The organism is Caldicellulosiruptor acetigenus (genome assembly GCF_026914305.1).
In the GTDB taxonomy this organism is placed as follows: Bacteria; Bacillota; Thermoanaerobacteria; order Caldicellulosiruptorales; family Caldicellulosiruptoraceae; genus Caldicellulosiruptor; species Caldicellulosiruptor acetigenus.
Genome location: NZ_CP113866.1, coordinates 628765 through 642833, shown reverse-complemented (window position 1 = coordinate 642833; position 14069 = coordinate 628765). Strand labels below are relative to the sequence as shown.

The following is a 14069-nucleotide window of genomic DNA, read 5'->3' as shown; positions in this document are numbered from 1 at the left end:
TTTTAAAATGCAACTCTTACAGTTTTGCCATCGTAACTCTCAAAATTCCATCTGTATTTTTAAGTTTTTCCACAGCCTCATCAGGCAAAGCACCGTCTATCTCGCATACCATAACAGCTTTTTCACCTTTTTTGTTGCGCGAAACCTGCATTGTAGCAATGTTAATTCCATACTCTCCAACAATAGTACCAATTCTGCCAATCATACCTGGTTTGTCTATGTTCTGGATAAGGAGCATGTACTTTTCTGGCTTGAAATCAACCTTGTAACCAAAGAAATCTATGATTCTACCTTCATTGTTGTAAACTGTTCCAGAAAGCTCTAAAACTTTCTCGCTGGTTGTAAACCTTGCGGTTATCATGTTCTTGAACTTTCCGCTTTCTTCTTTTTTGCTCTCAATAACTTCAATTCCCTGTTCTTTTGCCAAAAGCTGGGAATTTACATAGTTGACAGTGTCCTGTACCGAAAATTCAAGATAGCCTTTTAAAAGTGCACGTGTGAGCCATGTTGTTGCTTTCTCATCTATCTGACCGCTGTACACAATTTCTATTTTATTGGCAAAAGTTCTTTCTGCCTGGATAAAAATCTTGCCCATTGCCTCAGCAAGCTCCAAATATGGCATAATCTCTTCAAGCTTTTCCTTTTCAAATGCAGGAAGATTGACAGCATTTTTAGCAATGCCGCCTTTTAACACCGCTGCAACCTCTTTTGCAACAGATACAGCCACATTTACCTGAGCTTCCTGTGTCGATGCTCCAAGATGAGGTGTGATTACCACATTGTCAAGCTCTAAAAGCGGGTTGTAGTAGTCTTGCTTTTCAAGCTCAAAATTAGGTTCTTTTTCAAGGACGTCAAGTGCTGCTGCTGCGACTATACCCTCTTTTATCGCATTGTAAAGGTCATTTTCGTTTATAACACCGCCGCGCGCACAGTTTACAATCCTGACACCTTTTTTCATCTTTTTGAACTCTTTTTCTGAAATGAGGTTGTACGTCTCTTTTGTCTTTGGTGTGTGAATGGTAATAAGGTCAGACTCCTTCAAGAGCGTGTCAAAGTCAACCTTTTCAACACCGTATTTTTTAAACTTTTCGTCAGAAACGTATGGGTCGTATGCAATAACCCTCATCCCGCAAGCTTTGAGACGCTCTGCAACAAGCGCTCCTATCTTGCCAAACCCGATAATTCCCGCTGTCTTTTCATAAAGCTCAACACCTTTGAACTTGTTTCTTCTAAAATCACCCTGCTTACAAGACATGTACGCCTGTGGGATGTACCTGAATATGCTAAATATAAGACCAATTGTGAGCTCGGCAGCTGCCATAATGTTGCCATCTGGAGCATTCACAACAATAATCCCCTGTTTTGTTGCTGCCTCTACATCCACATTGTCAATACCAACACCGGCTCTCGCAATCACTTTTAAGTTCTTGCCACATTTTATCATCTCTTCGTTTACTTTTGTTGCACTTCTGACAATCAGAGCATCATACTCGCCGATTATATTGCAAATCTCCTCATGCGAAAGCCCAAGCCTTTCATCAACCTCAATTCCTTCATTTCTCAAAATCTCTATACCTTCTTTTGCAATCCTCTCAGTCACCAAAACCTTCATTTTAACTGTTTACCCCCTTAGCAATTTCCTGAAGCACAGCTTTTGTAGCCTCTCCAACCTCAAAGTTTTTATAGCCGCATTCCAAGAGTGCAAGCTCAAAGCACTCAATGGTCTTCAGAAGGTCAAACTCGTCAACATATCCCATGTGACCTATTCTTATAATCTTTCCTTTGAGTGTTGCCTGTCCTCCTGTTACCATTATATCATATTTCTGATTCATTATCTTTCTTACCTTTTCTATATCCACACCCTCTGGTGACTTGATTGCAGTGATGACTGCAGATGAGTATTCTTTCTTTGGCAGAAGCTCTAAGTTTAGTTTTTCAGCTGCAAGCTGGGTAAGATGTGCAAGTCTTGTGTGTCTTTTGAAATTGTTCTCAAGTCCATAGTCCAGAATAAGTTTTAGTCCCACATCAACAGCCCTAATTAAAGTAACTGCAGGCGTGAACGGAGTGTCCTGGCTCTCTTTTAAGAGGTTGTCCTGATACTTTTTAAAGTCCCAGTAAAATTTTCTTAGCTGAGACTTTTTGTAAAACTCCCATGCCTTTTCTGATACAGAGACAAAAGCAAGTCCTGGCGGGGACATCAAAGCTTTCTGAGAGCCTGTAACAACAACATCAACGCCCCACTCATCAGTCTTTAAATCAATTGCACCAAGTGAGCTTACTGCATCAACAATTAAAATCTTGTCTGTATTTTTGAGATACCTTGCAAGCTTTTCAATAGGATTTGTAACACCTGTTGATGTCTCGTTGTGTGTTATAAACACACCTTTTATATCCTTGTTAGATTCAATAATTTCAATTACCTCATCAATATTTGCTACATCACCATAAGGATATTTCTTTTCAATTACATTTAGGCCAAATGTCTTGCATATATTTATAAACCTATCCCCAAAAACCCCCACTGACACAACTAAAACAGTGTCGCCTTCAGAAAAGAAGTTGACAGCGCTTGCCTCCATCGCACCTGTCCCAGACGCAGCAAATGTAAGAACATTGTTCTTTGTCTGGAACACCTTTTTTAAATTTTCATTCACTCTTGAAAAGATTTCCCCAAACTCTTTTGTGCGATGGTGAATAATCTGCTGTGACATGGCAGCAATAACCTCAGGTGGAAGCGGAGTTGGACCAGGTGTCATCAAAAGCTTTGGTTTTCTCATATTTAAACTCTACCCCTTTCAAGCAAACTCAATGTGTTTTAAGTTGATTATATCCAATGTATCAGACAATGTCAATAATTTGACAATCTTATTATTATACATTTTGAACACATAAAAATAGAATATTTTTGTCTATTTAAAACAACTTCTCATGGCAAAAACTTGTAATATAAACAAAAAGCCGGCAAGAAGCACCGGCCAAAACCTTCTTTTGCAGAATCTCTATTTATCTTTTTTGTTCTCATCGTCCTCTTCATCTTCATATTCCTCATCGTACTCTTCATCGTCAAACTCTTCTTCAAGTTCGTCAAGATATATCACTTCGTTGCAGTTCGGGCATTCAATCTCGTCCTCGTTTAAGTACTCGTCTTCTTCTAAATAAAACGTCACTTTACAGTTTGGACAGGTCACTTCCACCAAGTCCTCGTCATCTTCCTCATCATAGTAGTCATCATAGTCCTCATCATAGTTTTCATACACTTCATCTTCTAACTTTTCCAAATCCTCATCAATTGAGTCAACAACATCTTCAAGCTCTGCTTGCTTGACATCAAGTTCGTTTATCGCATCTGCAAACTCGTCAAGCACATCAATGATGCTCAGAAGCAGCCTGCCTTCTTTTGAATCCTCATTTATGCCCAGACCCTCTGCAAGCCCTCTCAAATATGCAACCTTTTCATACAAATTTTCCATTAAAGTATCCTCCTAAAAAACAGAATAACCTTGTCTATACATAATATTTACCCATAAAAAATAGTTTATACACAAAGCATATAATTGAAAAAATGTCAAATCAATTACACTCGCGACAGATACTCTTCTGTTGATGTGTCAATCTTTATCTTGTCACCAATATTGATGAAAAGAGGCACTTGAATTACAGCGCCTGTTTCAACCTTTGCGGGTTTGGTTGCACCTGTCTGAGTATCACCTTTAAAGCCTGGTTCTGTGTCAATTACCTCAAGTTCAACAAATCTTGGCGGCTCGACACCGAACACGCTACCATTGTGCGAAAGTACAGTCACTGTCATGTTCTCTTTCACAAACTTTAGAGCATCGCCAACCATCTCTTGATTTAGCGCAATTTGCTCGTATGTCTGTGTGTCCATGAAATAGTAAAGCTCGCCGTCGTTGTAAAGATACTGCATCTCTCTTCTTTCAATGTGAGCAAGAGGCATTCTCTCATCCGGTCTAAACGTCTTTTCAATCACAGCACCTGTCTTTATATTTTTAAGTTTTGTTCTAACAAAAGCTGCGCCCTTGCCAGGTTTTACGTGCAAAAATTCAATTACCTGAAATATCTGACCATCATACTCTATTGTTAATCCTCTTCGAAAATCGCCTGCCTCAACCATCAGCTTCCCTCCGATTTAAAATTTTGCTCTTCTATTTTATCAAAAAAAACATATTTTTTTCAACCAAATTAACACTCTTTCACATCCTCTTTATCAACCTCATACACATCCAAAATCTTTCCTTTTGAAAGTGTTCCATACACCTTTTCAACCTTTGCATAGATGTACTTGCCAACAAGGTCAGATGCATCATCAAGCTCTATCTTGTTCTGGTTCACATACCCAACCGCATTTTTTGGATTGAACCTGTCTTCCTCCTCAACAAACGCCAAAACCTCGTCCCCTTCACAAAGCCAACCACACAGCGCCATGTAATGGTCCTCATCCTTGACAGGGCATATGGTAAACTTATTTATGTGAATATTTGAAGATGCTTTTACATAGATTTTCTTTTTGTACTTCTGCTCAAGCTCTTTTATCCTGTCAATTTCACCCTTTCTCAAAATCTCACATACTTTTGTGTGTATCTCAACAAAGAACTTGTCTTCTACCTTGTTTTTGCAATACCACTCAATTTCTTTCAGCACCTTAAACGCAACACTTTCTGGAGATAAAATCTTGCCTGTGCCCTCACAGTAAGGACAGCTTGACTGCATCACACACGAAAGTCTTTGTCTTATCTTTTTCCTTGTCATCTCAACAAGCCCAAGAGGCGTTATGTCAACAACCACTGTTTTTGTCTTGTCTCTCTTGAGAGCCTCTTTCAAAGCATCTAAAACTATTTTCTGATGCTCTGGATTTTTCATGTCGATAAAGTCGATTATAATTATTCCACCAATGTCTCTGAGTCTTAGCTGCCTTGCAATCTCATGTGCAGCTTCAAGGTTTGTCTTTAAAATTGTCTCTGCAACATCTGTCTTGCCAACATATTTTCCTGTGTTAACATCAATGACAGTTAAAGCCTCTGTCTCGTCTATTACTATATACCCACCGCTTTTTAGCCACACTCTTTTAGAAAGAGCCTTTGCAAGCTTTTGCTCTATCTGAAAATATTCGAATATATTTGTTGCAAGGTTAAAATACTCAACTTTACTCTTGAGGCTTGGAGCATAAGATGATAAAAATTCCATTATTTTGTTATATTTTTTCCTATCATTTATTACAAACCTGTCAACCTGGTTGGTGAACATGTCTCTGACAGCTTTGAACACAAGGTCATAGTCCTTGTAAAGAAGTACTGGTGCGCTCTGGCAGCTTTTCTGTTTTATTCTCCCCCACATATTTTTTAAAAACTCAAGCTCACTTTTCAAAATCTCCTCGCTCTTGCCTTCTGCTGCAGTCCTGACAATAAGTCCCATTCCCTCTGGTTTTAGCCTGCATGCTATCTCTTTGAGTCTCTGTCTTTCTTCTTCACTCTCAATCCTCTTTGATACGCCAACATATTCTGTGCTCGGCAAGAGAACCAAGTACCTTCCCGGCAACGTTATATTTGTGGTAACCCGTGGGCCTTTCTGGTCATACCCTTCCTTTATTACCTGCACAACTATTTCCTGGCCACACCTTAGGGCAAGCGGATTTGTTTTTATCTCATAATACTCGTCGGTATCACCAAACTCAAGCCTGTTCACGTCTCCAAGGTACAAAAAAGCGTTTTTCTCCTGACCAATATTGACAAAAGCTGCATCCATACCAGGCAGGATGTTTTCAACAACCCCTTTGTAGATATTTCCTACTATACTTTGGCTGTCTTCCCTTTCGATGTAAATCTCGACAAGTTCTTTGTCTTCCAAAACAGCAACCCGGGTTTGGTTAAAACTTACATCCACTATAATCTCACTTTGCATTATATCACCCTTTTATAGTTAACTTTTACCCTTTCAACCCTCACAATCCTACATTCAATATTATACTCCTGACAAAATTCTCTTAATATATCTTCTGGTTTTATATAACTTCCATTCACAACATTTATATGAAAACTTATTTTTATATTCCCATCCACTTTTTCACATTCATAGCTCAAAAGAAAATCATAAATTTTCTTGACTGTTACCTTGCCTTCCTTCTCTTTCTTTATAGCAGGACTTTTTTTCATAAACTCATCAAAGTACTTGCAAAATTCTTCCTCAGCTTCAACAAAACATTGATAATACATATCACTTACTTGTATTTTATCAGTAGCCAGCTCAACTTTCAACATTTTTAATCCTTCTGGCAAGATTTTATTGAGATTCTCAATGATACTGCTTTCAAGTTCCTGCTCGCATTCAACTTCAAATATCTCTTCTTTCGAACAAAGTCCAACTGGCATTGGAAGAATAAAAACTATCTTGGGATGTGGGTTGAACCCCTGGGTGAACTTGAGCTTTACATCCAGCCTCCTGAATAACCTTTCAAATAACCTTGTCATGTCAAGATGGGATATAAACGCTGCAGGCAAATCACGCGAAAAGTAAAACCTGTACCTATTTGCCAACACAAATTCCCCCTCGAAAAGAAGCTACACCGCAACCTGTGCATCTTTCAAAACACGAACTTGTGGTTTTTGCTTCATATGCCAAAAGACATTCTTTTTTCAAAAACTCCTTGGTCACGCCTGTGTCAATAATGTCCCATGGCAAAATCTCGTCAAAACTTCTTTTTCGGTCAGAGTAAAACCTCCAATCGATGTTTTCTTGCTGGAATGCTCTTTCCCATTTCGAAAAGTCAAAAAACTCGCTCCAGTCGTCAAATTGACAGCCAAGCTCAACAGCTCTTTTAATTACCTTTGAAAGTCTTCTGTCACCTCGCGAAAGTACCGCTTCAAGTTTGCTAAGATAAAAGTCATGCCAGCTATACTCAACATCCTTTACCTTTTTGAGATTCTCCTTTAAAAGTTTCATCTTTCTTTGCATGTTTTCAATGCTATCCTGTGCCTCCCACTGAAACGGCGTGTGTGGTTTTGGCACAAAAAATGAAGTTGATACTGGTATTCTGACCCTCTTTTTAAGTCCAAGCTCTTTGTAAATTTCTCTTATATTCTTTGCTATTGTATATATCCCCAGAACATCCTCATCTTCTTCAAGAGGAAGACCAAGCATGAAATAGAGTTTTATATTCTGAAACCCTCTTTCAAACGCAAGCTTGACTGTAGAGTATATATCCTCTTCTTTTATATTCTTGTTTATAACATCTCTGAGCCTCTGCGTTCCTGCCTCGGGCGCAAACGTCAGTGTAGGTTTTCTTACCTTTTCAACCTCCTTTAAAAGGTCTAAAGATGTTGAGTCAAGTCTCAACGATGGAAGAGAAATGTTTACTTTTTTGTTCTCTGCAAACTTCAAAATTTCCCTTGCAAGCTCATCTATATTCGGATAATCGCTTGTGCTAAGGGACACAAGCGATATCTCATTGCAACCACAATTTTCAACAAGCTCTTTTGCATACTGCAAAACCTTTTTGCTACTTCTGAACCTGACAGGTCTGTATATCACACCTGCCTGGCAAAACCTGCACCCTCTTGCGCATCCCCTGAAAATCTCCAAGGTTATTCTGTCATGTACAACTTCTATAAGAGGAGTTATCATTCTTGTTGGAAAATAACTTGTATCCAGATTTTTTACAATTCTCTTTTTTACTTTTGCTGGTACACTTTCTGATACAGGTACTATAGATTTTATAGTGCCATCTTGATTGTATTTAACATTGTAAAGAGAAGGAACATAACACCCTTGAATAGATGCACATTCAAATAAAAACTCATCTTTTGTCATACTGGAAAACTTATATTTTTTATAAAGGTCTATAAATTCCAAAATAACCTCTTCGCCTTCACCAATCACAAACACATCCACAAACTCCCAGAGAGGTTCAGGATTATAAGTGCATGGACCACCTGCAATTATAATAGGCATACCTTTTTCTCTCTTTTTACTTTCAAGAGGAAGTCCACAAAGCTCAAGCATTTTGAGAAGATTTGTATAGCTCATCTCATATGAAAGAGAAAAACCTATTATGTCAAACTTGTCAAGCTCGGTAAAAGTCTCGAGTGAAAAAAGTTTTATTCCCTCTTTTTTCATTTGCTGCTGCATATCAACCCATGGCATAAAAGCTCTTTCGCAGTACACATCTTCTCTTTCGTTCAAAAGATGATACAGAATTTTCAGTCCCAGGTTAGACATGCCAATTTCATAAACGTCTGGAAAACAAAATGCAAATCTAACATCTACCTTTGCAGGGTCTTTTTTTACCATATTTATCTCGTTGCCGATATATCTTCCCGGTTTTTCAACACCATAAAGCAGTTTGAACACCTTATCTTTTACACACACTTTTGTATTCTCACCTCGTCTCTTTAAAAATACAATAAGCTACAGGCTACCCTGTAGCTGAAAGAGTTTAAACCCTCAAATTTTATTATTCCTCAAAGAATATAAATGCAACCGTGCCAGGTCCCACATATGTGCCAATCACACTTCCAATCTGAGTGACAATAAGCTCGCCTGGTGAAAGCTCTTGCTTGACCATATTTGCATACTCGCTTGCTTCATCAAGAGACCCTGCATACGAAAGTCCGCAAAGCTGATTTTTAAGGTCAAGTCCTTTTTTCTTAACCTCTTCTATTATCCGCGGCAGTGCTCTTTTCATACCTCTTACCTTATCAAAAGGCTCAACAACTCCATCAACAAGATGAAGTATCGGCTTTATATTCAGAATATTTCCTATGGTAGCTTTTGCAGGTGAAATTCTGCCACCTTTTTTGAGATATTCCAAAGTCTCAACAGCAAAAAGATGCCTTATGGTATCTGTCTTTTTTGTAATTCTTTCTGCTATCTCTTTTGCGCTTTTGCCTTCATCTGCTAATCTTTTTGCCAAAATTGCCAAAATTCCAGTTCCAATTGACGCTGTTTTCCCATCAACAACAAAAATCTTGCTGCTGTCAAGCATATCCCTTGCAAGACATGCCGAGTTAAAAGTTCCTGACAGCTTTGATGAAAGATGAATTGATACAACCTCGTTACCATTCTCAAGCTCTTGTTTGAAGACATTTGCAAACTCTTCAGGGCTTGGCTGAGAAGTTCGAGGAAGCTCTGTAGCTTGAGTAAGCTTTTGATAAAAAGTTACAGGGTCAAGCTCAACCCAGTCCTTGTATACCTCTTCTCCAAAATACACGTTCAGCGGCACCATTTTGATGCCAAACTTCTTGAGCATCTGAGGACTCAAATCGCAGGTTGAGTCTGTAACTATCGTGACACCCATTCAAAAATCCCCCTTTTATTTCCCAATACTACACCAAGTTTGGAAAACCAAGCTGTCTTAATGCCTCATAAAGAACAATGGCAACCGAATTTGAAAGATTTAAAGACCTCACATCACTTATCATAGGTATTCTGTAAGTTCTGTGTATGTTCTGCTCAATCAACCACTGGGGAAGACCGGCTGTTTCTTTTCCGAACATAAGATAGCAATTGTCTTCATAAGGTGCCTGGGTATAATATTGTTTTCCTTTGGTAGAAAAATAGAAAATGTTTGCTCCTCTGTTCTTTTCAAAAAAGTCGTTTAAATCTTTGTATATTTTTACGTCTAAATACTGCCAGTAGTCAAGACCTGCTCTTTTTAAGTACTTGTCTTCTAATGAAAAACCCAGAGGTTCTATAAGATGGAGCTTGCTTCCTGTGCAAGCGCACGTTCTTGCAATGTTTCCTGTGTTGTATGGAATTTCAGGTTCATGAAGTACTATGTTTATTGGCATGCTGTGAGGAACAAATCCCCCTTTCGCTGTTTAGTTTTCCATGAACGCAACATCCATATCAATTTTATCACCGTTGTCAAGTAAAAGCGGCACACATATGTTGATCATCTTTGATGTACTGAGGGTCATGTTCTCGCCAATCAAAATTGAAGGGGGTGTTATCTCAACCTTTAGGCCTTTTTGTGAAAACAGTGTTGATGTATTTCCCATAATCATGTTTGCCATCTCTCCAATCGCACTTTTTGCAAGCTCATCAAAGTCTGATACAGGAAAACCTCCCATCATCATTGACGCAATGTTTTTTGCCGTCTCAATTGACATGCAAAAGTTGACCTGACCCTTTATATTGCCCGTCATGCCAATTATAACAACAACCTGGTCAACCTTATATGTGGGATCTTTAATGTATACTTTCCCAAGCTTAAAATCAATGTTTGCAACCTGTTTTAATACCTGCTGGCTTGCCTGGATAAATGGATTGATGTACTCAACATTTACACTTGTCATTGCCATTTGTCTTGTCACCCTGCCGCATTATTCTTGGCAGAATACAAGACTTTCCTCCTTTCATCATTTTAGTATCTTTTCGAACAAAACTGACCTTTTGATTTTTATAGCCTTTGCAGGACAAAGTTCGTGACAGCAATAACACCTTATACACTTTTTCAAATCAACATAAGCTTTTCTGCTCTTCATCTCAATAGCCTGAGCAGGACAAGCATTGAAACACTCTGCACAGCCTATACAGATATTTCTATCAAAAACTGGTTTTGGTGAAAGAAAACCATCCAAAAAACTTGCCAAAAAATGAGGAAGCCTTCCTTTCACAAAAGATATCTCTGGCCTTAAGACAAGTTCAAAACTCGATGGAGCAACATCTTCAATCCTCTCACCAACAATCTCAATCTTATCAGGATTTAAAAGCCCTTTCTCCTTTGCCACCTCCAAAAGAGGAACATCTTTTATATCAAGACCAATAATTTTGCAGGCAACATAATCTAACGCAAGAGCATCTTCAGATATTAGCAAAATCCCAAGCTTTTTGGGTCTTCCCGCCGACGGTCCTTCCCCCTCCATTGCAACAATTCCATCCATAATGTTTAGCATTGGTTTTGCTACCTTTAAAATTTCAAGCAACATCTCCATAAACCTTCTGACATCCTGGAACCTAAAATGCATCTCGGCTTTCTGCCCACCAGGGACAAGCCCAAATAGATTCTTCACAGCACCTGTGTACACTGCCATCTGATGAGTTTTGAGCTTTGGAAGATTTATAATTCCCTGACTTTCAAAGTATGGGGATATCAATGAAAGTTTCTTAAAAGTTGCACTTTCAACATTAAGGTCTTTGTAAGATGTATCATAGTTCAAAAAAACATTTTCAAGCTTTTCAAGCACTTTTATTCCTGCAGCATGGTATATACTCTCAAGCCTCTTTTTAGTGTACGGACCTCCTGGGCTGTCGGCTATTATAACCTTGTTTGCCTTTTCTTTTATGATTTCCACTGTCCCCTGAACAACAGCAGGGTGGGTGGTAACAGCATCCTCAGGTCTTTTTTTCATAAGAAGATTAGGTTTTACAAGCACGCATTCTTTTTTTGGAATTTCATACCCTATTAGATTAATACCCTTCAAAATTGCCTCTTTCACATCCTGCACTTCATATGTATCACACTTTACAATTGCTACTTTACACATTTACCGCTTCCCCCAGAACAAACTTTTCTATCGCTCTTGCCACCCCGTCATCTTCATGAGACTTTGTCACATAATCTGCTATCTCTTTAAGCTCTTCAATGGCATTCTCCATTGCAACACCAAGCCCGGCAAACTCTATCATCTGTAGGTCGTTTTCATTGTCACCTATTGCCATCACTTCCTCTGGCGCTATCCCCAAATAAGAACAAACAAATTCAAGCGCTCTCTTTTTGTTAACACCTTCTTTCATAACTTCCAAAATGTTGATGTCTGACTTTGTGGTCTCAACACCTGGAATCTCTCTTTCTATTATTTTTCTCACACGGTCTACCTTTTCTACATCTTTGTCAATAATAACAAATTTAGTTATCAAATCACCACAAGCTTTAAGGGTATTTTCAGAATTGTCAATTATGATATTAATTCTCTCTTCTTCAGGAAGCTCCTTATTCTTTTCATAGTAAAATTTAGATGAATAATCAAGCTTTCTTGCTATCATTGTGTCTTGAAAATAGTAATGATAATAGATGTCATTCTCTTCGCAAATTCTGGTAATTTCCAGACTTTTTTGGTTTTCAAGCCCAACATAATAGACATCTTTATCTTTCTTGAGGTCTCTTACTATTGCTCCGTTGCAGGCAACAACCACCTGGTCGCAAAGACCCAAAATCTTTGCAAAATACATCACGCCTTTGAGGATTCTTCCTGAGCACAGAACAATCTTCACACCTTTTTCCTTTGCAAGCTCAATAGCTTTTTTGTTCCTTAAAGAGATATTTTTGTTTCTGTCCAAAAGCGTCATGTCAAGGTCAATTGCAATAAGTTTGTACATCTTTCGCTTTCACCTTTTTTAATAGATTTTAAAAAGATTTTGTTACAATTTATTATATCAAAAAAAAATAAAGGCTGCCAATCATGGCAGCCTTTATTTTCGGAATTAGTACATATCAGGTGCTGGAGCTGGTGGATTCTTCTCCTTTTCTGGTTTTTCAGCAACAACTGCTTCTGTTGTCAGGAGCATTGCTGCAGCCGATGCAGCATTTTGAATAGCTGTTCTTGTAACCTTTGTTGGGTCAACAATACCTGCCTCAAACATGTCAACAAATCTCTCGTTGAGTGCGTCAAATCCAACACCAGCAGGGCTCTCTTTTACTTTGTTGACAATAACTGAACCGTCCAAACCTGCGTTTTCAGCGATTTGTCTGAGCGGCTCTTCAAGCGCCTTTCTTACAATCATTGCACCTGTCTTTTCATCGCCAGTGAGGCTTTCAATGAGCTTGTCAAGTGCCGGGATTGCATTAATCAGCGCTGTGCCACCGCCAGGAACAATTCCTTCTTCTACTGCAGCCTTTGTTGCAGCCAGAGCATCTTCAATTCTGAGTTTCTTTTCTTTGAGCTCGGTCTCAGTTGCAGCACCAACATGGATTACTGCAACGCCACCAGCAAGTTTTGCAAGTCTTTCTTGAAGTTTTTCTCTGTCAAAGTCGGATGTTGTCTCTTCAATCTGCTTCTTGATAGACTGAATTCTTGCTTTGATTTCGCTTGGGTCGCCTGCACCGTCAACAATGATTGTATTCTCTTTCTGAACCTTTACCTGTCTTGCACGACCAAGCTGGCTGAGTTTTACCTCTCTCAAGTCAAGACCAAGCTCTTCAGAGATTACCTGACCACCTGTGAGTATTGCAATGTCCTGGAGCATTGCTTTTCTCCTGTCACCAAATCCTGGTGCTTTTACCGCAACACACTGGAGTGTTCCTCTGAGCTTGTTTACAACAAGTGTTGCCAATGCTTCGCCTTCAACATCTTCAGCAATTATCAAAAGTTTTCTTCCCTGCTGAACTATCTGTTCAAGAAGCGGCAAGATGTCCTGGATTGTTGAGATTTTCTTATCTGTAATCAAGATGTATGGGTCGTCAAGCACTGCTTCCATTCTCTCTGTGTCTGTTACCATGTATGCAGAGATGTAACCTCTGTCAAACTGCATACCTTCAACTATCTCAAGAGTTGTCTCTGTTGTCTTCGACTCTTCAACAGTGATGACACCATCGTTTGTTACCTTTTCCATTGCATCTGCAACAAGTTTACCAATCTCTTCGTCACCTGCTGAGATTGAAGCAACATATGTGATGTCTTCTTTTCCTCTTACCTTCTTACTCATCTTTCTAATCTCTTCTACAACAACATCAACTGCTTTTTGGATACCCTTTCTGAGAATCATTGGGTTTGCACCAGCTGCAATGTTTTTAAGACCTTCTCTTATCATTGCCTGTGCCAGAACTGTTGCAGTTGTTGTACCGTCACCTGCAATGTCATTTGTCTTGGATGCAACCTCTCTTACAATCTGTGCACCCATGTTCTCAAATGGGTCTTCCAACTCAATCTCCTTTGCGATTGTAACACCGTCATTTACAATCTGTGGTGAACCAAATTTCTTTTCAAGAACAACGTTTCTTCCTTTTGGTCCAAGTGTAACTTTAACTGTATCTGCAAGTTTGTTAACACCACGCTCAAGCGCCCTTCTTGCCTCTTCATCAAACAATATCATCTTTGCTGCCATCTTTACATCTACCT

At 39.0% G+C, this 14069-nt stretch carries 13 protein-coding genes; all 13 read right to left on the bottom strand.

What is annotated here, in order from left to right; genetic code table 11:
* Window positions 1-16: 16 nt before the first annotated feature.
* Window positions 17-1612 (bottom strand): phosphoglycerate dehydrogenase, encoded by a 1596-nt coding sequence (serA, locus tag OTK01_RS03040; protein WP_029228818.1) that lies wholly within the window; start codon window positions 1610-1612, stop codon window positions 17-19.
* Window position 1613: 1 nt separating this feature from the next.
* A complete protein-coding gene (locus tag OTK01_RS03035; protein ID WP_029228817.1) occupies window positions 1614-2777 on the bottom strand; it encodes a pyridoxal-phosphate-dependent aminotransferase family protein in 1164 nt (387 codons plus the stop codon).
* A gap of 222 nt (window positions 2778-2999) precedes the next feature.
* Window positions 3000-3470, bottom strand: a complete 471-nt coding sequence (locus OTK01_RS03030) for a CD1247 N-terminal domain-containing protein (RefSeq protein ID WP_013431845.1) — start codon at window positions 3468-3470, stop codon at window positions 3000-3002.
* A gap of 104 nt (window positions 3471-3574) precedes the next feature.
* Window positions 3575-4132, bottom strand: coding sequence for an elongation factor P (gene efp, locus OTK01_RS03025; RefSeq protein WP_029228816.1), 558 nt, complete (start codon window positions 4130-4132; stop codon window positions 3575-3577).
* A gap of 68 nt (window positions 4133-4200) precedes the next feature.
* Window positions 4201-5916: an Rne/Rng family ribonuclease gene (locus OTK01_RS03020; protein ID WP_013431844.1), complete on the bottom strand. Its 1716-nt coding sequence runs from the start codon at window positions 5914-5916 to the stop codon at window positions 4201-4203.
* The gene (locus OTK01_RS03015) at window positions 5916-6551 is read right to left on the bottom strand and encodes a TIGR03936 family radical SAM-associated protein (protein ID WP_029228815.1); all 636 of its coding nucleotides are present in this window, start codon (window positions 6549-6551) and stop codon (window positions 5916-5918) included. The genes OTK01_RS03020 and OTK01_RS03015 overlap by 1 nt, the downstream gene beginning before the upstream one ends.
* A complete protein-coding gene (locus OTK01_RS03010; protein ID WP_029228814.1) occupies window positions 6538-8379 on the bottom strand; it encodes a TIGR03960 family B12-binding radical SAM protein in 1842 nt (613 codons plus the stop codon). Before OTK01_RS03010 ends, OTK01_RS03015 begins: the two co-directional genes overlap by 14 nt.
* Before the next feature lie 85 nt (window positions 8380-8464).
* Window positions 8465-9307 (bottom strand): DegV family protein, encoded by an 843-nt coding sequence (locus tag OTK01_RS03005; RefSeq protein WP_029228813.1) that lies wholly within the window; start codon window positions 9305-9307, stop codon window positions 8465-8467.
* 28 nt (window positions 9308-9335) lie between these two features.
* Entirely contained in the window at window positions 9336-9800 is a 465-nt protein-coding gene (trmL, locus tag OTK01_RS03000; RefSeq protein WP_013429555.1) for a tRNA (uridine(34)/cytosine(34)/5-carboxymethylaminomethyluridine(34)-2'-O)-methyltransferase TrmL, read from the bottom strand.
* Window positions 9801-9830: 30 nt separating this feature from the next.
* Window positions 9831-10307, bottom strand: a complete 477-nt coding sequence (locus OTK01_RS02995) for a chemotaxis protein CheX (RefSeq protein WP_029228812.1) — start codon at window positions 10305-10307, stop codon at window positions 9831-9833.
* 63 nt (window positions 10308-10370) lie between these two features.
* Entirely contained in the window at window positions 10371-11498 is a 1128-nt protein-coding gene (locus OTK01_RS02990; protein WP_029228811.1) for a DUF362 domain-containing protein, read from the bottom strand.
* Window positions 11491-12330: a Cof-type HAD-IIB family hydrolase gene (locus tag OTK01_RS02985; protein WP_029228810.1), complete on the bottom strand. Its 840-nt coding sequence runs from the start codon at window positions 12328-12330 to the stop codon at window positions 11491-11493. Before OTK01_RS02985 ends, OTK01_RS02990 begins: the two co-directional genes overlap by 8 nt.
* 105 nt (window positions 12331-12435) lie before the next feature.
* On the bottom strand, window positions 12436-14055 hold the full coding sequence (gene groL, locus OTK01_RS02980) for a chaperonin GroEL (RefSeq protein WP_013402565.1): 1620 nt from the start codon (window positions 14053-14055) through the stop codon (window positions 12436-12438).
* Window positions 14056-14069: the final 14 nt, after the last annotated feature.